Annotated in this window: 20 protein-coding genes; 8 read left to right on the forward strand and 12 right to left on the reverse strand. The window is 66.9% G+C overall.

Going from position 1 to position 23,165, the window contains the following annotated elements; all coding sequences use genetic code 11:
• Positions 1–53: 53 nt before the first annotated feature.
• Positions 54–689 (reverse strand): Pr6Pr family membrane protein, encoded by a 636-nt coding sequence (locus OG225_RS23540; RefSeq protein WP_405177291.1) that lies wholly within the window; start codon positions 687–689, stop codon positions 54–56.
• 183 nt (positions 690–872) lie between these two features.
• Between OG225_RS23540 and hrpA the strand changes: the two genes are divergently transcribed.
• Positions 873–4,991 carry an ATP-dependent RNA helicase HrpA gene (gene hrpA, locus OG225_RS23545; protein ID WP_405177292.1) on the forward strand — a complete coding sequence of 1,373 codons (4,119 nt, stop codon included), beginning with the start codon at positions 873–875 and terminating at the stop codon, positions 4,989–4,991.
• Positions 4,992–5,031: 40 nt separating this feature from the next.
• Here the strand turns inward: hrpA and nrdR are convergent, their stop codons facing one another.
• The 4 genes from nrdR to OG225_RS23565 all read right to left on the reverse strand — a co-directional run bounded on the left by nrdR (position 5,032) and on the right by OG225_RS23565 (position 7,546).
• Positions 5,032–5,502: a transcriptional regulator NrdR gene (gene nrdR, locus OG225_RS23550; RefSeq protein ID WP_109527593.1), complete on the reverse strand. Its 471-nt coding sequence runs from the start codon at positions 5,500–5,502 to the stop codon at positions 5,032–5,034.
• 190 nt (positions 5,503–5,692) lie between these two features.
• Positions 5,693–5,857 (reverse strand): hypothetical protein, encoded by a 165-nt coding sequence (locus OG225_RS23555; protein WP_405177293.1) that lies wholly within the window; start codon positions 5,855–5,857, stop codon positions 5,693–5,695.
• The gene (locus tag OG225_RS23560; protein ID WP_405177294.1) at positions 5,850–6,947 is read right to left on the reverse strand and encodes a hypothetical protein; all 1,098 of its coding nucleotides are present in this window, start codon (positions 6,945–6,947) and stop codon (positions 5,850–5,852) included. The genes OG225_RS23555 and OG225_RS23560 overlap by 8 nt, the downstream gene beginning before the upstream one ends.
• Positions 6,948–7,084: 137 nt before the next feature.
• The gene (locus OG225_RS23565) at positions 7,085–7,546 is read right to left on the reverse strand and encodes a hypothetical protein (RefSeq protein ID WP_405177295.1); all 462 of its coding nucleotides are present in this window, start codon (positions 7,544–7,546) and stop codon (positions 7,085–7,087) included.
• Between the two features lie 202 nt (positions 7,547–7,748).
• Here OG225_RS23565 and lexA point away from each other — a divergent pair, with 202 nt between their 5' ends.
• The 3 genes from lexA to OG225_RS23580 all read left to right on the forward strand — a co-directional run bounded on the left by lexA (position 7,749) and on the right by OG225_RS23580 (position 10,718).
• Positions 7,749–8,480 carry a transcriptional repressor LexA gene (gene lexA / locus OG225_RS23570; RefSeq protein WP_254189289.1) on the forward strand — a complete coding sequence of 244 codons (732 nt, stop codon included), beginning with the start codon at positions 7,749–7,751 and terminating at the stop codon, positions 8,478–8,480.
• Between the two features lie 292 nt (positions 8,481–8,772).
• Positions 8,773–9,951: a lipase family protein gene (locus tag OG225_RS23575; protein WP_405177296.1), complete on the forward strand. Its 1,179-nt coding sequence runs from the start codon at positions 8,773–8,775 to the stop codon at positions 9,949–9,951.
• Positions 9,952–10,088: 137 nt separating this feature from the next.
• Positions 10,089–10,718 carry a histone deacetylase gene (locus tag OG225_RS23580; RefSeq protein WP_405177297.1) on the forward strand — a complete coding sequence of 210 codons (630 nt, stop codon included), beginning with the start codon at positions 10,089–10,091 and terminating at the stop codon, positions 10,716–10,718.
• Between the two features lie 62 nt (positions 10,719–10,780).
• Here OG225_RS23580 and OG225_RS23585 read toward each other — a convergent pair whose 3' ends face one another.
• From OG225_RS23585 to OG225_RS23605, 5 genes are all read right to left on the reverse strand, one after another.
• The gene (locus OG225_RS23585) at positions 10,781–11,926 is read right to left on the reverse strand and encodes an acyl-CoA dehydrogenase family protein (protein WP_405177298.1); all 1,146 of its coding nucleotides are present in this window, start codon (positions 11,924–11,926) and stop codon (positions 10,781–10,783) included.
• A 159-nt stretch (positions 11,927–12,085) separates the two neighbouring features.
• Positions 12,086–13,144 carry an alpha/beta hydrolase gene (locus OG225_RS23590; protein ID WP_405177299.1) on the reverse strand — a complete coding sequence of 353 codons (1,059 nt, stop codon included), beginning with the start codon at positions 13,142–13,144 and terminating at the stop codon, positions 12,086–12,088.
• An 85-nt stretch (positions 13,145–13,229) separates the two neighbouring features.
• The gene (locus OG225_RS23595) at positions 13,230–14,231 is read right to left on the reverse strand and encodes a glycosyltransferase (RefSeq protein ID WP_405177300.1); all 1,002 of its coding nucleotides are present in this window, start codon (positions 14,229–14,231) and stop codon (positions 13,230–13,232) included.
• A 414-nt stretch (positions 14,232–14,645) separates the two neighbouring features.
• Positions 14,646–14,777 carry a hypothetical protein gene (locus OG225_RS23600; RefSeq protein ID WP_405177301.1) on the reverse strand — a complete coding sequence of 44 codons (132 nt, stop codon included), beginning with the start codon at positions 14,775–14,777 and terminating at the stop codon, positions 14,646–14,648.
• A gap of 6 nt (positions 14,778–14,783) precedes the next feature.
• The gene (locus tag OG225_RS23605; RefSeq protein WP_405177302.1) at positions 14,784–15,077 is read right to left on the reverse strand and encodes a DUF5994 family protein; all 294 of its coding nucleotides are present in this window, start codon (positions 15,075–15,077) and stop codon (positions 14,784–14,786) included.
• Between the two features lie 182 nt (positions 15,078–15,259).
• On the opposite strand from OG225_RS23605, the gene OG225_RS23610 reads away from it, so the two are divergent.
• Together OG225_RS23610 and OG225_RS23615 are read left to right on the forward strand one after the other, a co-directional pair.
• On the forward strand, positions 15,260–15,991 hold the full coding sequence (locus OG225_RS23610) for a TetR/AcrR family transcriptional regulator C-terminal domain-containing protein (protein WP_405177303.1): 732 nt from the start codon (positions 15,260–15,262) through the stop codon (positions 15,989–15,991).
• 664 nt (positions 15,992–16,655) lie between these two features.
• Positions 16,656–17,858, forward strand: a complete 1,203-nt coding sequence (locus OG225_RS23615) for a fatty acid desaturase family protein (RefSeq protein ID WP_405177304.1) — start codon at positions 16,656–16,658, stop codon at positions 17,856–17,858.
• Between the two features lie 16 nt (positions 17,859–17,874).
• Here the strand turns inward: OG225_RS23615 and OG225_RS23620 are convergent, their stop codons facing one another.
• Entirely contained in the window at positions 17,875–18,735 is an 861-nt protein-coding gene (locus OG225_RS23620; RefSeq protein ID WP_405177305.1) for a lysophospholipid acyltransferase family protein, read from the reverse strand.
• Positions 18,736–18,958: 223 nt separating this feature from the next.
• On the opposite strand from OG225_RS23620, the gene OG225_RS23625 reads away from it, so the two are divergent.
• Positions 18,959–19,978 (forward strand): LacI family DNA-binding transcriptional regulator, encoded by a 1,020-nt coding sequence (locus tag OG225_RS23625; protein ID WP_405177306.1) that lies wholly within the window; start codon positions 18,959–18,961, stop codon positions 19,976–19,978.
• Positions 19,979–20,160: 182 nt separating this feature from the next.
• Complete coding sequence (locus OG225_RS23630; protein WP_405177307.1) at positions 20,161–21,519, forward strand: ABC transporter substrate-binding protein; 1,359 nt, start codon at positions 20,161–20,163, stop codon at positions 21,517–21,519.
• A 124-nt stretch (positions 21,520–21,643) separates the two neighbouring features.
• On the opposite strand, the gene hflX is transcribed toward OG225_RS23630, so the two are convergent.
• Positions 21,644–23,104, reverse strand: a complete 1,461-nt coding sequence (hflX, locus tag OG225_RS23635; protein WP_405183348.1) for a GTPase HflX — start codon at positions 23,102–23,104, stop codon at positions 21,644–21,646.
• Between the last annotated feature and the right edge of the window lie 61 nt (positions 23,105–23,165).

Below are 23,165 nucleotides of genomic sequence, written 5' to 3' on the forward strand. Positions count from 1 at the left end.
TTCGGGTCGTCACCCGCGCGGGTCGCGCACACCGTGACCCGCCGCTCGCTCGATCATCCGGCAGGGGCCGGATGACGCCAACGGGTGGCCAGCGCACCGACGGAGACCACGGCGAGGGCGAGCAGCGCGAAGACACCGGTCAGGACGACCAGACCGATGATCAACGACACATAACCCTGGTGCCGCGGGTCGAGGAAGGGATACGGATACCAGTCGACGACGGGTCCGCGCACGAGCGTGTAGACGCCGTAGACGAAGGGGTAGATCAGCCACGCGCCGATCAGCCTGGCGCCGATGCCGAGCGCGACCGGCACGAGGACCCAGTCGAGCACCATGACGATCGGCATGATCCGGTGCAGTATGTCGTTGATCCAGCGGTCGGTGAGCGCCACGTCCACGTCGGCCAGCAGTACGGCGTAGACGACCCCGGTGATGACCAGGTACAGGGTGGCCGCGCCGCGCACGAGCCGCCACCGATGACCGGCCGGGTCGCGCAGGCCACCGACCAGCAATACGATCATCGCGATCACATTGGACTGGATGGTGAAATAGCTGAAGAAGTTCGCGATGGAGAAGGTCGCGACATCGCTGTTGCGCAGCGGAAGCGATACCAGCGCCACGATGGCCAGCACCGCGAAGGCCACCCGCAGAACCCTGATCCACCACGCCGTGCCCGACCTCGTGTCCATAGCGGAATCGTCGCACATCCGCGCCGGTCGGCAGCCGATTTGCGACATCGGGCATCCCGGCGGCAACATCGGTCGACGGACGCCGGCGCACGACCCGTCGCGGCGGACCGGATCCCGGCGACGGGTAGTGCGACGGCTCCGGGCTGACGGCGCCCGAACGCGCCCATTACGCTGGAGTACGCGATGACCAGGACAGCTGACAACGGAATACGTGAACTCCGCACCCGCCTGGCGAACCTCTCCCTCCGCGACGAATACCGGCTGAAGCGACGGCTGGACCGGGCCCGCGGGAAGGACGCCGACTCGACCGACCTCGCCGCCATCACCGCCGAGATCACGGCGGCGGAGCTGCGTGTCGACGCGCGACGCGCGGCGGTTCCGGCGATCCGGTTTCCGGAGCAATTGCCGGTCACCCAGCGTCGCGAGGACATCGCCGCGGCGATCGCCGCGCACCAGGTGGTGATCGTGGCGGGCGAGACCGGGTCGGGCAAGACCACCCAGATACCCAAGATCTGCCTCGAACTCGGCCGGGGTATCCGAGGCACCATCGGCCACACCCAGCCGCGCAGACTCGCCGCCCGCACGGTCGCCGAACGGATCGCCGAGGAACTGGGGACCGAACTGGGCGACGTGGTCGGCTACACCGTCCGCTTCACCGATCAGGCCTCCGACCGCACCCTGGTCAAATTGATGACCGACGGCATCCTGCTCGCCGAGATCCAGCGCGATCGGATGCTGCGCCGCTACGACACGATCATCATCGACGAGGCGCACGAACGCAGCCTCAATATCGATTTCCTGCTCGGCTACCTCGCGCAGTTGCTGCCCCGCCGTCCCGATCTCAAGGTGATCATCACCTCAGCCACCATCGACCCGGAACTGTTCGCGCGCCATTTCGCCGACGAGAACGGTGTGCCCGCGCCGATCGTCGAGGTGTCGGGTCGTTCCTATCCGGTGGAGATCCGGTACCGGCCGCTGTCGCTGGAGCTATCGACCGCCGCTGCCGCCACCGACGAGGAGAAGGACCGGGAGGACACCCGCGTCGTCGACCGCGATCCGGTCGACGCCATCGGCGACGCGGTGCGGGAACTGTTCGCCGAGGGCGACGGCGACGTGCTCGTGTTCCTCTCCGGTGAACGCGAGATCCGCGACACCGCCGACGCGCTGCGCGACCTGAAACTTCCGCGCACCGAGATCGTGCCGCTCTACGCGCGGTTGTCGGCCGCCGAACAGCACCGGGTGTTCCAACCGCATACCGGCCGCCGCGTCGTGCTGGCGACCAATGTGGCCGAGACCTCGCTGACCGTGCCCGGCATCCGCTACGTGGTCGACCCGGGCACCGCGCGTATCTCCCGCTACTCCATGCGCACCAAGGTGCAGCGGCTGCCCATCGAGGAGGTGTCGCAGGCGTCGGCACGGCAGCGCTCCGGACGCTGCGGCCGCGTCGCCGACGGCATCGCCATCCGGCTGTATTCCGAACAGGATTTCGACGCCAGGCCCGCGTTCACCGAACCGGAGATCCTGCGCACCAATCTCGCGGCCGTGATCTTGCAGATGACCGCGCTCGGACTCGGGGATATCGAGAAGCTCCCGTTCGTGGAGGCGCCGGACAAGCGGGCGATCCGCGACGGCGTCGCGCTGCTGGAAGAACTCGGCGCGCTGGCACGGCGACCCGACGGGAAACGTCGCGGCCCCGCCACACCGGACGGCGACGGACAGAGCGACGCGGCCGCATCGGAGGGTCGAGCCGACTCGGACGCCACCCTGTCGCTGACCCCGATCGGGCGGGAGATGGCACAGATCCCCGTCGACCCACGGATGGCGCGGATGCTGGTCGAAGCGCACCGCAACGGCTGTCTGGCCGACGTCCTGATCATCGTCGCCGCCCTGTCGATCCAGGATGTGCGCGAACGCCCGGCCGAACATCAGCAGGCCGCCGACACCAAACATCAGCGTTTCGTCGTGGACGGCTCGGATTTCCTCGCCTACGCGCGACTGTGGACCTACCTGAACGAACAGCGGACATCGTTGTCGTCCAGTCAGTTCCGCCGTATGTGCCGCGACGAGTTCCTGCACTACCTGCGGATTCGCGAATGGCAGGATCTGCACGGGCAATTGCGCACGATCACCCGAGGCCTCGGTTGGTCGACAGCGGGCGCACCGGGCGGTACACCTTCCGGCGAGGACGGAGCCGGGCGCGGAAACCACGGTGAACAGCCGGGCCGACGCGCGAGATCCGACGACATGCCATGGGATTCCACCGCGATCCATCAGTCGCTGCTGGCGGGCATGCTGTCCCATATCGGTGTCAGGGAAGCGGAATCGCGCGAATTCCTCGGTGCGCGCGGAGCCAAGTTCGTGATCTTCCCCGGCTCGTCGCTGGCGAAGAAGCCTCCGCGCTGGGTCATGGCCGCCGAACTGGTCGAGACCTCGCGGCTGTGGGGGCGGATGGCGGCCAGGGTGGAACCGGAATGGGCTGAGCGCCTCGCCGGGGATCTGGTCAAACGGGTCTACTCCGAGCCGCACTGGTCCAGCAAGCGCGGCGCGGCCCGCGCCTACGAACGCGTCACCCTCTACGGTGTGCCGCTGGTAACCGGGCGACCGGTCGACTACGGGCGTATCGACCCGGAGCTGTCGCGGGAACTGTTCCTGCGCCACGCGTTGGTCCAGGGCGAATGGCAGACCAACCACGGGTTCTTCCACCGCAATCGGGAACTGCTCGACGACGTCGCAGATCTGGAGCATCGGGCCCGCCGTCGCGACATCCTGGTCGACGACGAGGTGCTGTTCGAGTTCTACGATCGGCGCGTCCCGTCCGATATCGTGTCGGTGCGCCATTTCGACAGCTGGTGGCGCAACGCGAAACGCAAAGATCCCGCGCTGCTGGACTTCTCGAAATCCACCGTGGTCAACGACACCGCGGCCGGACTCGATCCCACCGATTTCCCCGACGCGTGGCGTCAGGGCGAATTGAGTTTCCCGCTGACCTACCAGTTCGAACCGGGCCGCGACGACGACGGTGTCACCGTGCGCATCCCGGTCGAACAACTCGCGCACGTGCGCCCGGTCGGCTTCGACTGGCTGGTGCCGGGGATGCGCGAGGAACTCGCGGCCGCCTTCATCAAGACGTTGCCGAAATCCTTGCGCCGCAGTGTCGTTCCCGCACCGGATTTCGCCTCCGCGGCCCTGGCCGCGCTGACGCCGCGCGCCGAACCGCTGCGCACCGGCCTGGCCCGTGAACTGTCGCGCCTGGGCTCGGTCACCATCGCACCGGCCGATCTCGACGCTGCCGCGCTGCCGGACCACCTGCGGATGACCTTCGCCGCGCTCGACACCGACGGCAAGGTACTCGGCAAGGGCAAAAGCCTCGCCGCGCTCAAAACACAGTTGGCCGCACAGGTTTCCGCGTCGGTGGCCCGCGCCACGGCGGGCGCAGAACGCGCGCCCGCGGCGGTCTGGACCTCGGAATCACTCGGCACCGTCGCACCGACCGTGCGCCGCGAGGTCGCGGGCCAGACGGTCACGGGTTATCCGGCGCTGGTCGCCGAGGGCGAGGGCGTCGCGGTCCGCGTGCTCAGCTCACCCGCCGAGCAGGCCGCCGCCATGCGCAGCGGTACCCGCGCCCTGGTGCTGGCCGCACTGCCCACCTCGGTGCGCGCGGTCACCGCGAGTCTGCCGCCGCGAGAGCGGCTCGCGCTGAGCCGCAATCCGTACGGGGGTATCGACGACCTGGTCGAGGATTGCCGTGCCGCCGCCGCGGACGAGTTGATCGCCGCGGCCGGTGGGCCGGTGCGCAGTCCGGAACGATTCGAGGCCCTGATCGCCACTATCCGCCCGGATTTCACCGCCGCGGTGGCGCGGATCGTGCGCCTGGTCGTCCCCGTTCTGGCCGAGGCGCACCGGGTCGACGCAGCCCTGGCCGAGACCGCCGAGCACGATATCGCCGAGGATGTCCGTCACCAGCTCGATGATCTGGTGTTCCGGGGCTTCGTCGCCGAATGGGGCAGCGCACGCCTGACGGAGCTACCCCGCTACCTGCGCGCGGCGGTCACCCGTTTGGAAGCCCTTCCCGCTTCGGCGACCCGCGACCGGCAGGGCATCGTCGAAGTCGACCGGGCGCTGGCGGCCTACGATCGGCTGCTCGCGGCCCTGCCGGAAAATCGTCGCCACGCACCCGATATCGGTGAGATCTGGTGGATGATCGAGGAATTCCGGGTGAGCCTGTTCGCGCAGAAACTCGGTACGCCCTACCCGATCTCGGCCAAACGCATCGAGAAGGCGATCTCCGCCGTCCGACGATGACGGGCGACCGCCGCCGGTACGTGCCCGGCGGCGGATCCGCTCAATCGGCGCTGACCGTCGCCGCGGCGCGCGCGGCCCGCATGTGCTGTATCTCGCGTTCGAAATCCTCGGCCGAGGTGAAGGAACGGTAGACCGAGGCGAAGCGCAGGTAGGCCACTTCGTCGAGATCGCGCAGCGGACCGAGGATGGCGAGACCGACCTCGTGACTGGGCACCTCGGGCGAACCCTTCGCCCGCACGGCGTCCTCGACCTGCTGGGCCAGCAGGTTCAGGGCATCGTCGTCGACTTCGCGGCCCTGGCACGCGCGCCGCACACCGCGGATCACCTTCTCGCGGCTGAACGGTTCGGTGACGCCGCTGCGTTTGACCACGGACAGGATCGCGGTCTCGACCGTGGTGAAACGTCGTGCACAGTTCGGACAGGATCGTCGACGGCGGATGGCCGCGCCTTCCTCGGCCTCGCGCGAGTCGACAACCCGGGAGTCAGGGTGTCGGCAGTACGGGCAATGCATCCGAGAGATCCTTCGTCGATGCGCGCGCCCGCGTCCGAACCTGTGTCCGATCGGAGCGACCGGTCCGGCGAGCGCGTATACGGGGGCGTGAGCCCCTTACGAGGTATATCCCCGTTGACGCTTGGTATACCTCCATAGCAATTCGAGAATACTCGGTCTCCACCGGGTCTTTCGCAACGAGGCGCGCACGTCACCCGGCCAGTTGCCACTGCTGGGTCATATCCGCGATCAGGTCGGGCAGTCGCGGCACGAGCCTGCCCCGGGCGAGTTTGTCCCAGAAGGACTCGCCGAGCACGGTCGCCGCCAGTGCCGGGTCGGATTCCATATCGATATGGCGGGATACCAGATCACCCATGATGTAGGGCCCAACGGGTGCCACGGTCGGCCCAGTTGAAATCGGGCAGCGGAGTGCGCGGGGCGAGCATCCGCCCGCCGACCTCGGCCCGGACGGTCGCGGGCGCGAAGACCCCGGGTGCGCGGACGCCCGGTACCGCCGGTTTGCCCGCCACGGTGCTGAGGTAGGTCAGCACCCTGCCCATCCCCCCGCGGCCCGCGGTGGTCTCGTCCCACTGATCGGCCACGATGTGGTTCTGTTCGCGATCGGTCATCCGCAGCAGCGCGTCCACGTATCCCGCCGTGGTGCCCGTGGCCAGGGACCGCCATCCGGCCCGGATATCGGCGTCGATCACGCCCGCCGCGTACATCTCGTCGATTCCCGCCATACCCAGGGCCGCGTAGACCTCGTGCATCGGCACCAGGTCGAGGAAGATGTGGCGCTGCATGATCATCAGCCGGGCCCGGTACCAGTCGAGATCCTCGACGGTCAGGCGCGGGCCCTCGGTCGAGAACAACCGGATGTCGGACGGCAGTCCCGCCACCGGTTCGGGCGGTACGCCGGCCAGCAGATCGGCCACCGTGCTGCCGAGTCGATGGATACCCGGCAGGTCGAGCACGGTCCCGACATCGCCGATGTCGAAGAACCCCGAGGCGAACGACCCGCCCGCGATACCGGCGAGGCCCGCCCAGTAGAACTCCGGATGCCGCGTCGCCAACCGCAGGTAGTTGACGTACACCAGGTTGAAGGTGTGCTCGTTGGCGCGCACACCGCGCGACGGATCCCACGCGGCCAGATCGATCCCGGCGTTGCGGGCCGCGACCACGAGCCGATACTGGTGCAGCAGTGTGCCGTAACGGTGCGGCGCGACGCCCGCGGACCGCGCGTCGTCCAATGCCTCGCGCAGTGTCGATTCCTCCAGCGGCAGTGCGGGATTCAGTCCACCGCCCGTGGATCCGTCATCGTCGACGGCCGCGATGTCGAGGTATTCGACGGAGGCGGGGGCCGCGTGCGCGGCGGGAATCATGCTCGGCCCCAACAGCAGACAGGCGAGCAACCCGGCGATCCGGGCGATGGCGCGGACGGCGCGTCCGACGGGGTGTGGCGTCATCGCGAAGGAATCCCGTATCGATCGAGGCTGATGCCGTCTGAGTCACGTCGACGCCACGGTAGCAACGTGTTCTAGTTATTGATCGAGAAATTCGGCCAGACCGGCGAGCGAACCGACACGTCGGGCCCGCATCGGCGTCAACGCGGGGGCAGATCCCACGTGGCGGTCTGCGGTTCGACCACGCCCGGCGTCGACGCGGGTGTCTCCCCCTGGAATGTGCCCGCCCGCCAGTGCGCGAGCCCGATAAGCGCGATGACGACCAGCGCGCTCAGCAGCGCCGCGATCGCGAGCGTCGCGAAACCCAGTTCCGCCCGGGCGACCCTGGCCTCCATCGGATACACAGCGTGCGGAGCCGAGGTGGGTGCCATACGCGCCGAGCCGCGGCGATACAGCTCCACCGCGCCGCCCGGGCGACTGCCGCGCGGCCGGCGATCCGACGAGGTCCGCGACACCGCCTCGAGCTCCCGCGCCCCGCCTCGACGTCGGTGCCGCATCGGCGACGGAAAGGAATCGAAGACCTGGTCGGGGCCGTCGACGACGTCATCGATGGGAGCCGGAACGGTGGTGTTCGCAGTGGGATCGCTGATCGCGGTGCGCATCGGACAAACCTCCGTGAGGGGTGCTGTGTTGTCGCTCGAAGGGAGTCGCTATTCGATCATGTGTTCGAAGAACTTGTGTTCGATTTCTACCACGGTCCACCGACAATGTCAGCAGCAACACTGGACATACGTCGAACAGATGTTTGATACATCGGCCTGACCGGACTAAATTCAGTGAGCGACATCATCAACAGGAAGGCGGTTGCCGGTGAGCCACACAGACGACACGGGTGACGAGGGCGGAGCCGGGGCCCACCCGTCCCGGACCGGGGTAGATCTCACCGTGCGTCAGCGCAAGGTACTGGAGGTCATCCGCACCTCGGTGAGCGAGCGCGGCTACCCGCCGAGCATCAGGGAGATCGGCGACGCCGTCGGCCTCACCTCCACCTCCTCGGTCGCCCATCAATTGCGAGCCCTCGAACGTAAGGGCTATCTGCGGCGCGATCCGAATCGTCCACGCGCGGTGGACGTACGCGGGCTGGACGAGGCGGTGCGCTCGGTGACGACCCTGCCCGGCGCGGCGGTCGAGGACAGCGACACCCCGGACGCGAACCACCCGATCCCGACCTACGTGCCGGTCCTGGGCCGGATCGCCGCCGGTGGCCCGATTCTGGCCGAGCAGGCGGTGGAGGACGTCTTCCCACTGCCACGCGAACTGGTCGGCGACGGTTCGCTGTTCCTGCTGAAGGTCGTCGGTCAATCGATGGTGGACGCCGCCATCTGCGACGGCGACTGGGTGGTGGTGCGCCAGCAGAACGTCGCGGACAACGGGGATATCGTGGCCGCGATGATCGACGGTGACGCCACCGTGAAAACGTTCAAACGCACCGGCAACGACGTGTGGCTGATGCCGCACAACCCGCTGTTCGAACCGATTCCCGGTAACGACGCACGTATTCTCGGCAAGGTCGTCACGGTGATCCGCAAGATCTGAGCACGAGGATCCGAAAGCGGGGCGGCGACTCACAGTCGCTGCCCCGCTTCGTTTTTCCGTCGGCGCGGATTCATGTGAAGGCACACGACGTCACGATCACCCAACCGTCACGGCCCATTTGTTGTGATCTTTCACGCATGCAGGAAGTGTTACGCACCAATGTGATTCGACTAACCTCAGACTCCGGATGATGCCTGCAACGTGGCATCCGGCGTCGGGGCCGGCGGTATCACCGCTGCTCGCGCAGACGCCGCATTTCCCTGGAACAAAAGGAATCACACCCTTGTCTCGGATGCTGACCAGGATCCTGGCGGTCCTGATCACCCTGTTCTCGGCGGGTTCGCTGATGACGACCGCTACCGCCGATCCGCTCTACCCCTCGCCCGACCCCGATCCGTTCTTCACCGCTCCCGGCGACCTCGCCGCCAAGGCGCCCGGCGACGTCGTGCGCACCCGGCGTATCGATTCCGGCCCCTACGTCGGCACCGACGCCTGGCAGGTGGCGTTCCGCTCGACCAATTCCAGCGGTGACGCCATCATGGCCGCCACCACGGTGCTGCTGCCGATCGGCGTGAAGAATCCCCCGCTGGTGTCCTACCAGGCGCTGATCAATTCGCTCGGCACCAAATGCAATCCGTCGCGCTCGCTGTTCAACGGCGAACTCCAGGACGCGGTCGGCGCGATGTTGCCGATCGGCCGGGGCTGGGCGGTATCCCTGCCGGACTACCTCGGTCCGAACGTCGCCTACGGTGCGGCGAAGTTGAGCGGCATGGTGACCCTGGACGGCGTGCGAGCCGTGCAGCGCGCCACCGAGATCGGGCTGTCCACCTCGCCCGTCGCGATCGCGGGCTACTCCGGCGGCGGTATGGCCTCCGCGTGGGCGGGAGCCCTCCAGCCGACCTACGCGCCCGAACTGAAACTCGCCGCGATCGTCGCGGGCGGCATCCCGGCCGACCTCGAACAGATGGCACTCGGGCTCGGCTTCGCACCGCACCCCGGTTTCGGCCTGGCCTTCGCCGCGGCGATGGGCCTCGAGCGGGAATACCCGAACCGGCTGCCGGTCTCGGAGCAGTTGAACAACACGGGGCTGTGGTTCCGCGATATCACCCACGACGAATGCCGTCGCTTCCTGCTGTTCCACGGCGCGTTGCGCAGCGCGGATCAACTCGCGGCGTCCAAGAGCCTGATGGACAGTCCCGCGGCCAAGGAAGTACTGCGCGAGAACAGCCTTCGCTACCACGACGGCGTGCCGACGGCCCCGATGCTCATCTGGCAGGGCATCTACGACGAACTCACCCCGTTCGATTCGGTCAAGGAGGTCGCCGACCGGTACTGTCGCGCCGGTGCTCCGCTGACGTTCACCCCGTACGACATCTCCGAGCACATGACGACCGCGGTGGCGGGGTTCGCCGACGCGTGGAACTACGTCGAAGCCCGGTTCCGCAACGATCCGGTCCCCGTGCGGTGCTGACCCGCACCGGGAGTCGACAGCGCCGATAAGACGGACAGCAGAAGGGCGAGCGTGTACCGCGCTCGCCCTTCTGCTGTCCGAGGCGGCGGGCACGGACGCGACATCGCCGCGGTGTCCACACGCGGCACAATGGCCGGGTGACCGATCTCGTGTGGTACGCGGCGTACGGATCCAATCTGCACCGCAGCCGTTTCGCGTGCTATCTCTCGGGCGGCACACCGGTCGGCGGCGCGATCGACCTGCCCGGGTGTCGCGATCACACCGCCCCGCGCCGCTCGGCGCCGCTGCTGCTGCCCGGACTGCTGTACTTCGCCACCGAATCGCTGACCTGGACCGGGGGCAGGGCCTTCTACGCTCCCGACGCGCCCGGCGAGACAGCGGCGGGCGCGTACCTGATCGGCGTCGGACAGTTCTCCGATATCGTCGCCCAGGAGATGTATCGCCCGCCCGGAATCGATCTCGACCTCACCGAGGTCATCGAGTCGGGGCGCACCGCCCTCGGACCGGGACGTTACGAAACCCTCGTCCGCACCGGCACTCTCGACGGCCACCCCGTGCTGACCTGCACCGCCCCGTGGCGGCACACCGATATTCCCGGCAACCCGCCCGCCCCCGCGTACCTGCGTCATCTCGCCGCCGGACTGGCCGAATCCCACGGCTGGGCGCTGCCCGAGATCGCCGAATACCTGGCGACCCGGCCCGGAGCGGATCTGAGCTGGACGCCCGATTCCGTTGCCGCCGTGCTCGATCCGGACAGCGACGCCTGATCCGGGCGCGCCCGGCCCGTCGCGGACACCCGCGTCCGGGCCGACCGCGAAAAGCCTTGCGATCAGGAGAGTTTCAGCGACCGTCCGATGATCTCCTTCATGATCTCGGTGGTTCCGCCGTAGATCGTCTGGATCCTGGCGTCCATGTACGCCTTGGCGATCGGGTATTCCTTCATGTATCCGTATCCGCCGTGCAGTTGCAGGCAGCGGTTGATCAGGTCGAGCTGTTCCTCGGTGCTCCACCATTTCGCCTTGGCTGCGTCCTCGGCGGAGAGTTTGCCCGCGTTGAGATCCTCGATGAAACGATCGACCATGATGCGGACCGCGGTCGTCTTGGTGGCGAGTTCGGCCAGCACGAAACGGGTGTTCTGCAGTGCGCCGATGGGTTTGCCGAAGGCCTTGCGATCGCGGACGTACTGGATGGTCGTGTCCAGGCAGCCCTCCATCGCGCCAGCGGCCATGACCGCGATCGACAGACGTTCCTGCGGCAGGTTCTGCATGAGGTGGATGAAGCCCATGCCCTCGGTGCCCAGCAGGTTCTTCCCGGGGACGCGCACGTCGGCGAAGCTGAGCTCGGCGGTGTCCTGCGCCTTGAGGCCGAGTTTGTCGAGGTTGCGGCCGCGTTCGAAGCCCGGCATCCCGCGTTCGACGACGAACAGGCTGAAACCCATCGCGCCCTTGTCCGGGTCGGTCTGGGCGACCACGATGACGATATCGGCGTTGATGCCGTTGGTGATGAAGGTCTTGGCGCCGTTGATGATCCAGTCGTCGCCGTCGCGGACAGCGCGGGTCTTGATGCCCTGAAGGTCGGAGCCGGTGCCGGGTTCGGTCATGGCGATGGCGGTGATGATCTCGCCGGAACAGAATCCGGGCAGCCAGCGCTGCTTCTGCTCGTCGTTGGTCAGATCGACAAGGTACGGGGCGATCACATCGTTGTGCAGCGTGAAGCCGAGCCCGGAGAATTGGCCCCGAGTCACTTCCTCGGTCAGCACGGCGTTGTAGCGGAAGTCGATGACGCCACCGCCGCCGAACTCCTCCGGAACGGCCATGCCGAGGAAGCCCTGCTTACCCGCCTCCAGCCACACATCCCGGTCGACGATGCCCGCTTCTTCCCACTTCGCGTGGTTCGGCGCGACGTGCTGATCGAGAAACTTGCGGAACGACTCGCGGAACAAGTCGTGTTCGGGTTCGAACAGTGTGCGCTCCACACCAACCTCCTAGTGACCACACCGGCCGGTCCACACCGACCTGTCGTTGTCACACACGGTACCCGGAACGAGAACCGTTGTTCACTTCTGGTGGCAGAATCGTTGTCTCACCTGGTGCTGAAACATTCGGTTCAGCGCAATTCCCCGCAAACCGAATGATTACGCGGGCAAGCCGAGTCCGTGGGCGAGCACCGGCCAGGATCGCTTCAGTTCGTCCTGCCAGTAGCCCCACGAATGGGTGCCGGTCGACGCGAAATGGTAGGTGGCGGGGATGCCGAGCCGATCGAGTTCGGCCCGCATATTGCGCGAGCAGTAGTCGGTCGCCGCTTCCAGCGCGCCGCCGACCGCGACCTGGTTGACCAGTCCGCCCACACCGGGCAGCGCGTTCGGGCCGTCCAGCGTGTCGTACTTCCCCGGCATCCCGCTGCCGTCGGACAGGTACAGGTTCACCCCGCGCAGCCCTTCGGCGTGGACGTAGGGATCGTTCGCCGCCCACCCGGGGTCACCGGCGGGCCCGTACATGTTCGCGGAGTTGCCGCCGCCCGCCGCGACGACGGTATTGGCGAAGTTGTAGCCGACCGGATCACTGATCCGCGCGCATCCGCTGTAGGCGGCGGCCGAGCGATACAGTCCGGGGGCCGCGATCGGCAATTGCAGCACCGAGGTGCCCGCCATGGAGATGCCCGCGATCGCGTTGACCGAATTCGTACCGAGACCCGCGTCGATCAGCGGCGGCAGTTCACGGGTCAAGAAGGTCTGCCATTTGTTGCGCCCGAGGACCGGGTCGTCCGCGATCCAGTCGGTGTAGTAACTCCACGCCCCGCCGACCGGGGTGACGACATTGACATCCTTGTCCGCCAGGAAGTCCATGACATCCGAACGCGCCTTCCACGTCGCGGAGTCCTCCCCGCCGCCCGCGCCGTTGAGCAGGTAGAGGGTGGGGCGCGGGGCCGAGGTGTCGGCGGGACGCTGGACGTCGACCCGGATATCCCTGCCCATCGCGGCGGAGTACACCGCGAGCCGAATCGCGCGGTCGCCGTCGACGGTGACCGCGCCCACGCGGGAGCCGTCGGCGGCATTCGGCGAGGCGAGCATCGACCCCGTCGCGATGACGGGATCCGGCGGGCGACTGTCGGCCGAAGCGCCACCCACCGACATTCCGCATACCATCGCGACCGCGGTCACCACCACCGCGGTTCGAGCTCGTGTCCAGACCATCACCCCAACATACGGTGCGATAACTGAGAATTTGCTATGTGATTCTCAGTCTCTCATCAGGACGGGCGTGAGATGTCCACGCCCGTCACGATGTGGAGGTCAACCTGCGGGCTTGCTGCTGGGTGGAGATCATCGCGAGGGTCGACTCGGCACTCTGGTTGTCGTTGCGGCCGGTGTGTTCGAGGCCGTCGGAACAACCGCCGCTGATCGGATCGATCAGCGGGGTCGCCATATCGTTCGCGCCGTGGAACCACGCCTGGCACAGCAGGACCGAATCCTTCCAACGCTCGTCACCGGTGTCGTCGTAGGCGCGGGCACAGGCGTCGGCGAGCGTCGCGACCTCGATGGGCTGCTGATCGAATCCGGGACGCGCCTCCCCGGTCGTCCACCCGTCCATGGGCGTGACCGACAGATGACCGTCGGAGGTCTCGATATCGAGCAGCCAGCGCAGCATCGCGAGTCCGTCGGCCTGGATGCGGCCCTGTCCCGGCAGCTGCGCGCCGACCGCGAGCAGCGCCTCGGCCAGTACCGCGTTGGCGTAGTGCAATCGAGGTTCCGGCCAGCGCCAGTCCAGGCGACGGGTGGGCGCGCCGATCGAATCGGCGGCGTCGGCCATCAACGCGCCGGCCTGCGCGTTTCCCGGGTGCACCCGTAACACTTCGGAGGCGCCCAGCGCGGCGAACGCCATCGCGCGCGGGAATTCCGACCGTCGACGAGCCGCGACGGCGAAATGCGTCATCGCGATATCCGCCAGATCGGGGACACGAGCGACGACGGAGCCGAGCGCCCACAGCGCACGCCCCCAGTGGTCTTCGACGCCCGGGTCGTCCTGCCACGCTCGGTCCGAGCCCCGGCGATTGTGGCAACGTCCGTCCTCGCTCAACGCCGCGATCACGAAGTCCAGATACACCCGGACGAGTTCGAGCAAACGACCGTCGGGTTCCGGTTCCCGGACCGCCACCACGAGGGCACGGGCGACATCATCGACGCAGTAACCATTGTCGACGCGGGGCGCTGTCAAATTCGCGTGCTCGAAGATTCCACATTCGTCGCTGAGCCGGAACAGATGTGCGTAGGAAATTGTCATGGTATTCATACAGACACCGACTCCGATTTCCATCGACTTTTCCTTTCGAGATATCGCGTACGCGCGGATACCTCGCATACCCGGGAGAACTCTCGATTCGACACGGGGACAGCCCTTCTGCTTCTAGGCAGCGCCGACGGTGCCACTGCCTGCAACCACTCGATTGGCTGAACGTGTTGCGCCGGAGCGCTCGAGAATCCGCAAGTAAAAGGACAGGGCGGATCGACCACTAGACTTCCGAGTCTAGCACTCGGGCGTCATTCGTCCCGGGGCGGCGAAATGGATCAGATATTCGGCGAAATTCCACGGACGGTGGATAATTCGGCGGACGAGGTTATCCGTCCACGGCCACCATGCGCCGTCGACCTGCCCCGCGACGCCGTCGCCTTCTCGCGGCAGCAGGCGCTGTGTGATTCAACCGGCGGCCAGCGCCGTCGGATCGGGCAGCACCGCGGCCATCAGGGCCGAGTGCGCGATGTCGTTCTCGGTGGCCGATGGGATCACGCGCAAGACGATCAGGCCGGTGTCGAGGCCGAAGACGTACATCGTGTTCTATCGCTCGAAGTGATACGCGTCCAGGCGCACACTGCGTCCGCCCGCGATCATGCGCGCCGGTGCCGACGCCCAACCCGCGGGGTCGTAGACCACCCGCCAGACCGGGCCGAGGCTGACCGAGAGCACCGCGAGCAGGTCCGGTAACTCGCCGACGAGTTCGCTGGATCTGGGCCACCAGGCACCGTCGACGTAACCGTTGCGTTCGGTCTTCGGTTTCAGCCTCAATCGGGGTGTGAACTCCGGCGGCGTGCGATGACGAGCCGACGGCCGGTGGATCTGGTTCGTTGTCATGATGGCGCTCCTGTTCGGGGTGGCGGGGCGTTCGCGATCCCGGTCACTCCACAGCGGCCGACCGGATCATCGTAGGAGCCGATCACTCCAGTAGACGCGCTCTCACTGTCGATGTCAACGCTGTAGGTCTACGCTCATGACCTACAAGGAAGATCCACTGGGAAAGGGAGAGGGTTTCCGATATGACCGACTCGCCAGCCGACCACTCGAATTCTCGATCGGGGAACCGGCGGACCCCTCAGGCACGTAACAGCCGGGGCGAGAGCCCGGTCACCAGGGAGACGGTGCTGAAAGCGGCGTTGGAGATCGTCGACCGGGACGGCGTCGAAAGTTTGTCGATGCGCCGCCTGGCCGAGGCGGTGGGGCGGGATCCCATGGTCATCTATCGCCATGTCGCGAACAAAGCCGCGGTCCTCGACGGAATAGCCGAGATCATCTTCGCGCAGTTGGCGGTGGACCCGACCGCCCCGGACTGGGCCGCCGAGTTGCGTTCCGTCGCAAGTGATTTCCGCCGACTGGCGCTGGCTCATCCGCGAGTGGTGCCACTTCTGGTGACCAGGCCGTTGGCAACCCCGTTGGGACTGCGTTCCCAAGCGGTGATCCGGCCACTGGAGGACATCCTCGCCCTGCTCACCGGAGCCGGATTCGCCGGAGCCGACGCGCTGCATATCTACCGCATGGTGTTCGGATTCCTCTACGGCCACGTCCTCAACGAACTCCAGGAGATGGTGGAACGCGCCGAGGAGACAGACGAGGTGCTTCGGCTCGGATTGCACCGACTGCCGATCGGCCAATTCCCGCTGATCCGGGAATTGGCCCCGGTACTCGCCTCCTATGACGGCGCGTCCGAACTCGAAAGAGGCCTGGATATCCTGCTGACCGGATTGGCCACGACGATCCCGAGAGACGGCTGATCGAAGGCGTCGCTCAACGTCCCCCGGCCCCACCTTCCGAGTCCCAGCGTTGTTGGGCGGCAACAGTTTCCCCCTCCGCCACGGAAATCTGGACTACGTCGCTCTCCGGTACCCGATCCGTCCGGGCCGGGTCGGAGCCGCGCCGCGACCACCTATAGGTCGATGATCGGCCGATCGCATCGACCTTGGTCATCCGCCGCGTCATATCGAAGCTCCCGTCCGTCGGACCGCGAGATCCCGCTGATCGAAGTCGGCATCCCACCGGGCCATGTCTACAACGTAATCCTACACTGTAGACATACGGCGTATTCTCAGCGTACGCTGTGGTTATACCGGTTCGTGCGACGACCGGCCAGGGCCATTCAGTTCAGATCGAAAGCTGTGGCGCTGCCGGAGGCAGGAACAGTCCGATGACGATCGAAGGCAGGATCGCGCAAAAGGTTCGGGTGTTCGCGGCAAGGGTGCGGTCTGCGCTTGCCGGAACGGATGAGGCCAGCCGACGTCGGACGGATATCGGTAGCAAACCCCCGCGCGGCGCGATCGGCCGGGCGGCACGAGCACTCCGGCGCGCGTTCGAACGGTGAGCCGCCCACGGGTTTAATCTCACACCCACATCGTGTTCACCGACCGAGCGCGGCAACAACTCAGGAACTCGGGGAGAACAATGGCTATATCGCGGATCGCCGCCTACGCGCATCTGAACACCTGCGACATCGAAGCACTCGGGTCCGAACTCGACGCGATACGCCGCAGCATCATCGAGCAGCGCGGTGAGCGAGACGCGGCGTACATCCGCCGTACGATCGCGTTCCAACGAGCACTCGACGTGGCCTCCCGGCTGACCATCGCACTCACCGGGAACAGACCCGGCTGGGTACTCGGTACCGTCGGGCTCGCGGTGGCCAAGAGTATCGAGAACATGGAGATCGGGCACAACGTCGGCCACGGCCAGTGGGACTGGATGAACGATCCGGAAATTCATTCCAGCACCTGGGAATGGGATATGGCCGGCGTGTCCGAGCAGTGGCGATATTCGCACAACTATCGCCATCACGTCTTCACGAACGTGCTCGGCATGGACGAGGACATCGGCTTCGGCGTGATGCGTGTGACCCGCGACGAGTCGTGGCGACCGGAACATCTGCTGCAACCGGTTCGGAATCTCCTGCTGGCCGTCACCTTCGAATGGGGTATCGCCCTGCACGGCCTCTATTCCGCGCAGGAACGCTCCGGAGATCCGGTGGAGAAGACCAAACACACCCGGGCCCTGCTTCGCAAGATCACGCGGCAGATCGGCAAGGACTATCTCCTCTTCCCCGCGTTCAACGGCCGACGCTGGCGGCGGACATTGTCCGCGACGGCGAGCGCAAACGTGCTGCGAAATATCTGGGCATACCTGGTGATCTTCTGCGGACATTTCCCGGACGGAGCCGAGAAGTTCGAACCCAACGTGCTGGACAATGAAACCAAGTCCGAGTGGTATCTCCGTCAGATGCTCGGCTCCGCGAATTTCGACGCCGGACGTGTTCTCGCGTTCCTCAGCGGCAATCTCTGCTACCAGATCGAGCATCACCTGTTCCCGGATCTACCGAGTAATCGCTACGCGGAGATCGCACATCGGGTGCGCGATCTCTGCGACCGATACGACCTGCCCTATACGACCGGACCGCTGCCGCGCCAGTACCTGCTGACGCTGCGCACCATTCACAAACTGGCGCTCCCGGACAGTCTGCTGCTCGCGACCTCCGATGACGCCCCGGAGACGGCGTCGGAACGAAAGTTCGACGTGCTCAGACCATTTCCCGGGGGTCGCGGCAATCGTTCCGGCCACAGTGGATTGCGCACCGCGTTGCGACGAGCGTCGTAGGCGCGGGGAGCCGAACTCAGATCGGCAGCATCGCGCGAAGACGTCCCGCGAGGGTCCGTCCCGTGTCACGGTCCCTGGCCTCGAACAGGTAGTTCATCTCCTCTTCGAGTCCTTTGCGGACCACATCGCACAGATCCGCGGCCGCGACGTCGAGGTCGGCGGCATCGCGCCACGGCGCCGGATCGATCGGCGCGCCCACCGAGAAATAGAACCGTTCCGGGCGGGGCAACATCGTGGCCGCGACACCGCGCAACAGCGGCGGAGTCAGATTCGCCTTCAATCCCAGCGCCTCGACTGTCCAGCGCACCGGACGCATCACCGGATGATCGCCGTCGAAGACGATGTCGTAGGCGTCGTCGACACCGATCATCGCGACCGGCACGATCGGCGCGCCCGCCTCGATCGCCATCCGCGCGAATCCGGTGCGACCCTCCCACTTGAGAAGGTATTTCTCGTTCTTGCGGCGAATCGCCTCGCGTCCGCCGCCGGGGAACACGATCACGGCGTCCCCTCGTCGCAACATCGCCATGCAGTTCTCGCGTGTGCCGCGCACCGTGCCGTAGTAGTGCAGGAAATGGCGCAGTCCCGGCACCGCGATCAACACGTTCTCGGCGAGACCGCGAATCACCCGTCCCCGTTTGCGCAGCACTTCCGGAAAGAGCAGCGGCGCGTCGATGACGCCCATCAGATTGTGATTGCCGACGAGTAGCACCGGTCCCTCGGCCGGAACGTTCTCCAGGCCGAAGAAGCGCGGACTCGTCCACGCGCGCAACGGCGCCAGCAGCGCCTCCAGCAATCGGATATCGGTGTCGTCCAACGTCACGTCGAGCTTCGCGCCATCGGACAGATACGCCTCGGCGGGCGAGGATTCAAGCATCGGTGTCCCCATCGAATGTCGGATCCCAGCACTTCGTCGTAGTGGAATTTCCCAGCGGAATGCACAGCCCCTGCGCCGTGTAGAGGTACGGCCTCCCCAGACACCGTACCGTATGAGATTGGAACAGGTTGCACCGCGGGGGCCGACCGACGCCGGGCCCGCGAGCGCCTTCGGGGGGGATCTGGACGACCGACCTGACAGCGTCGCGTGCGATGATGCGCTGGTGACGAGCGATTCGGAGACCCGGGCGGAGGTACGTGCGCGGCGATCGGCGCGGCCGACGAAGGCCGATGTCGCCCGCCTCGCCAATGTGTCGACGGCGACGGTCAGCTACGTGCTGAACAACGTCGCCGGTCAGACCATCTCGGCGCAGACCCAGGCCGTGGTCCGCGAGGCCGCCAGGCAGTTGGGATACCGGCCCAACCTCGCGGCACGCAACCTCGCCATCGGAGGCAGCGGCATCGTGCTCTACATCGTCCCGCGCATCGCGATGGGCGAGCTGGCGATGGAGGTCGGCAGCCGCCTGACCACCGCACTGGCCCAGCAGGGCATCGTGCTGTCGCTGCAATTCGAGACCGAGGACGCGAGCAATGTGGTCGACGCGATCTCGAATCTGAATCCGATCGCGGTCGCGGGCACCTTTCCCCTGCGCGGTGCGGCGCTGGCGGCCGTCGAGGCCGCGGGCATCCCGCAGATCCACCTCGGCAGCAACAATCTGCGCGCCCTGGCCGCGTTGGACCTGACCGTCGGCGAACTGCGGGTCGCGCATCTTCAGGAGCGCGGACACCGGCGCCTGGCGTTCGCGTACTCCGACGACACGAAATTGCGACCGCTCGGCGAGTACTGGTTGCGGGGAATGCGGGCCGCCGCGCGAGCGCGGAATCTGCCCGACGTGGAAGTCGCGACGTTCGCCACGGACGGTTCCGGCGCGGCCGAGACGGTGTCCCGCTGGGTCGACGAGGGCGTGACGGCCGTCTGCGCGCAGAGCGACGAGGTCGCCTTCGTCGTCCTGCACGGGATCCGCCGGGCCGGCCTGCGCTGCCCGGAGGATCTGGCGGTGGTGGGTGTCGACACCATCGCGCTCGCCGCGGTGAGCGATCCGCCGTTGACCTCGATCGCCTTCCACGCCACGGAAATCGTGGACGTCGCGGTGTCCGCCATGATGACGACGCTGGGATATCCGAGCAAATCGGTCACGCCGGACGGCGATTTCGCGCACCTGGTGCCGCGCGACTCGACCTGATCGGGTACGCGGTTCCCGATCCCGGATCTCGTTGCGGTAACGTCGACTTCACGCGCGCACGGTCGCGATGCGTTTGCCTGCAACAGGATTCGCCGATCGTGCCTCGAGATCGTCGGCTCCGGCACGGGGTGGGAATCGGTGACGACCCGGTGTCATGCGGGGCGTCGCACGGGAGGAATGCGTTGAGACCGAACAGAATCGGCGTCGCCGTCGTGGCGGCCTGTCTGATCGCGACGGGGTGCGGCGGCGGGGGTGCGCAGGACGCGAAGAACGCGGCGTCGGGTTCCTTCGGCAACCTGACCGACATCTGCCGTCCCGGCGACGCGAGCAGCGCGTCGGCGCCGGGCGTGACGGCCGACGAGATCGAGGTCGGCACCTTCTCCGACGTCGGCTTCACGCGATACCGGGATTTCATCGACGCGGCGAAGGTGTTCACGTCCTGGTGCAATGCCGCGGGCGGAATCAACGGCCGCACGCTCGTCGCCAATATCCGCGACACCAATCTGACCGAAGTACACCAGCGGATGGTCGAATCGTGCCGCGAGGATTTCTTTCTCGTCGGCGGCGGGGCCGCGCTCGACGGTCTCGGCGTGAAAGACCGGCTGTCCTGCCTGCTCCCGGAATTTCCGGCGCACGTCACGACGAGCGAGAACACCGGATCGGACCTGCAACTGAGCAGTGGCGCCACGGTCTCGGAAGGTGTCGATCCGTACACCGGCTTCCACGATTGGCTGATCAATGACGAACATCCCAGGTCGGCGAGCTCGATCGGTGTGCTGGTCGGCGATTCCCCGATCACCGAGGTCATGAGCGAGAAGGTCACCGAATCACTGACCGCGTCGGGAGCGACGGTCGTCTACAACGAGAAGTATCCGCCCGCGGGGATTTCGGACTGGACATCGTATGCCCGTGCGCTCAGGGCCGAAGGGGTGCGCGGGCTGATCTTCCTCGGCGAATTCCGTCATCTGGGCCGTCTCCAGGAAGCGCTCACCGATATCGGGTACCAGCCGGACTGGATCGATGCCAACGCCACCTCCTACAACTCCGAATTCCTCGACGCGATGCGGGATTCGCTGGAGAACAGGAACTACTACGTCGACCTGAGCGGCATCGCCCCGCTCGATGCCGCCGCGCGGGTGCCCGCCGTGCGGCAGTTGAAGGATATGTTCGATCAGTACGCGCCCAGCAGCGACATCACCTTCCAGGTGCTCCGGGCTTTTCAGGCGTGGGTACTGTTCGCGAAATCCGCCGCGACCTGCGGCGACGAATTGACGCGGGCCTGCGTCTATCACGCCGCGCGCAAGGAGACCGCCTGGACCGCCGGGGGCTTGCAGGCGCCGCTGGACCTGTCACGGCCGATGGCCGCGCAGACGCGATGTTTCAACGTCCAGCAGGCGACGCCCGAGGGGTGGAAAGCCGCGGAATTCGGCCCGAACACCGGGGTCTTCCGGTGCGGATTCACCCCGCACCGGTACACCCAGGATTTCGGCAGGCCGATAACCCTCGCCGACGTCGGCAGATCCTTGAGCGAACTGGAATAACCACCGACGACGCGCCCCAACGCTGTTCGGCGGCCGACGTCGACCTCGACACCCCGGCCGCACTGGACGCCCTCGACTCGTCACACGCGAGCGAGACGGTAGCCGCGAATGCCGAGAGCTCGGATCAAACCTCGCTGCGCGCGGAGCCGCCCGCGTGGGCGTATTCCGACAGTGCCGCCGCCAGCGCGTGCGGAACGCGGGCTCGCACCCGGGTTCCGCCCTCCTCGTGCGTGGAGGCGATGATGCGGCCGTCGGCGTGGATGCGTGCCAGCAGATCACCGCGCGTGTAGGGCAGCAGCACGCTGATCTCGACGTCGAGTCCGCCGAGCACCTCGGCGAGCCGGTCGCGCAGTTCGGCGATGCCGGTACCGGTGTGGGCCGAGACGAAGGCGGCGTCCGGCATCACACCGCGCAAGCGGGTGAGTTCGTTCGGATCGACGGCGTCGATCTTGTTGACCACCAGCAATTCCGGTGGCGCTGCGGCGCCCTGCTCCTTGATCACGTCGGTGATCACCTCGCGGACCGCCTTGATCTGGCCCGACGGCATCGGATCGGAACCGTCGACGACGTGCAGCAGCAGATCCGCGCCGGTGACCTCTTCCAGCGTCGAACGGAACGCCTCGATCAGCTGGGTCGGCAGGTGGCGGACGAATCCGACCGTGTCGGTGAAGACCACCTCGCGGCCGTCATCGAGGGCGGCCCTGCGGGTGGTCGGATCGAGGGTGGCGAACAGCGCGTCCTGAACCAGCAGCCCCGCGCCGGTCAGGGTGTTCATCAGACTCGACTTGCCCGCGTTGGTGTAGCCGACGATGGCCACAGACGGCACGCCGCTGGAGGTGCGACGGGCCCGCTTGGTGTCGCGCGCGGTCTTCATCTCGCGGATCTCGCGGCGCAGTTTGGCCATCCGCTCACGGATGCGCCTGCGGTCGGTCTCGATCTTGGTCTCACCGGGACCGCGCAGACCCACACCGCCGTTGCTGCCCGCGCGACCACCGGCCTGCCGTGACATGGATTCACCCCAGCCGCGCAGCCGCGGCAGCATGTACTCCATCTGCGCGAGCGCGACCTGCGCCTTGCCCTCGCTCGAGGTGGCGTGCTGGGCGAAGATGTCCAGGATCAGCGCCGTCCGGTCGATGACCTTGACCTTGACGACCTTCTCCAGCGCCGTCAGCTGGGCCGGGGTGAGTTCACCGTCGCAGATCACCGTGTCCGCGCCGGACTCGAGCACCACCGCGCGCAGTTCCTCGGCCTTGCCCGAGCCGATGTAGGTGGCGGGATCGGGCCGATCGCGACGTTGGATCAGCGCTTCGAGCACCTCGGAACCGGCGGTTTCGGCCAGCAGCGCCAACTCGGCCATACTGGCGTCGGCCTGGGCCGAGGAACCGGCGGTCCAGACCCCGACCAGCACGACCCGTTCCAGGCGCAGCTGCCGGTACTCGACCTCGGTGATGTCGGCGAGTTCGGTGGACAGACCGGCGACACGGCGCAGGGAGGCGCGGTCGTCGAGCTGGAGTTCACCGGTGGTCGGTTCGCTCGCCCAGCCCGCGTGGCGGGTGCCCTTCAGTTGCTCGTCGCGAGCGCGCATACGGGCGGCATGTTCGGCCACCACGTCCTCGGCGTTCACGGTGTCATCGGCCGTCTCGACG

Source organism: Nocardia sp. NBC_01377, from assembly GCF_045040005.1.
GTDB classification, from domain to species: domain Bacteria; phylum Actinomycetota; class Actinomycetes; order Mycobacteriales; family Mycobacteriaceae; genus Nocardia; species Nocardia noduli.

Bases quoted from the DNA above. Each gene is read 5' to 3' on its own strand.
- OG225_RS23540 (WP_405177291.1), bottom strand. From the start codon at position 689: ATGGACACGAGGTCGGGCACGGCGTGGTGGATCAGGGTTCTGCGGGTG.
- hrpA (WP_405177292.1), top strand. From the start codon at position 873: ATGACCAGGACAGCTGACAACGGAATACGTGAACTCCGCACCCGCCTG.
- nrdR (WP_109527593.1), bottom strand. From the start codon at position 5,502: ATGCATTGCCCGTACTGCCGACACCCTGACTCCCGGGTTGTCGACTCG.
- OG225_RS23555 (WP_405177293.1), bottom strand. From the start codon at position 5,857: ATGGGTGATCTGGTATCCCGCCATATCGATATGGAATCCGACCCGGCA.
- OG225_RS23560 (WP_405177294.1), bottom strand. From the start codon at position 6,947: ATGACGCCACACCCCGTCGGACGCGCCGTCCGCGCCATCGCCCGGATC.
- OG225_RS23565 (WP_405177295.1), bottom strand. From the start codon at position 7,546: ATGCGCACCGCGATCAGCGATCCCACTGCGAACACCACCGTTCCGGCT.
- OG225_RS23575 (WP_405177296.1), top strand. From the start codon at position 8,773: ATGCTGACCAGGATCCTGGCGGTCCTGATCACCCTGTTCTCGGCGGGT.
- OG225_RS23590 (WP_405177299.1), bottom strand. From the start codon at position 13,144: ATGGTCTGGACACGAGCTCGAACCGCGGTGGTGGTGACCGCGGTCGCG.
- OG225_RS23595 (WP_405177300.1), bottom strand. From the start codon at position 14,231: ATGACAATTTCCTACGCACATCTGTTCCGGCTCAGCGACGAATGTGGA.
- OG225_RS23600 (WP_405177301.1), bottom strand. From the start codon at position 14,777: ATGTACGTCTTCGGCCTCGACACCGGCCTGATCGTCTTGCGCGTGATC.
- OG225_RS23605 (WP_405177302.1), bottom strand. From the start codon at position 15,077: ATGACAACGAACCAGATCCACCGGCCGTCGGCTCGTCATCGCACGCCG.
- OG225_RS23610 (WP_405177303.1), top strand. From the start codon at position 15,260: ATGACCGACTCGCCAGCCGACCACTCGAATTCTCGATCGGGGAACCGG.
- OG225_RS23615 (WP_405177304.1), top strand. From the start codon at position 16,656: ATGGCTATATCGCGGATCGCCGCCTACGCGCATCTGAACACCTGCGAC.
- OG225_RS23620 (WP_405177305.1), bottom strand. From the start codon at position 18,735: ATGCTTGAATCCTCGCCCGCCGAGGCGTATCTGTCCGATGGCGCGAAG.
- hflX (WP_405183348.1), bottom strand. From the start codon at position 23,104: ATGCGCGCTCGCGACGAGCAACTGAAGGGCACCCGCCACGCGGGCTGG.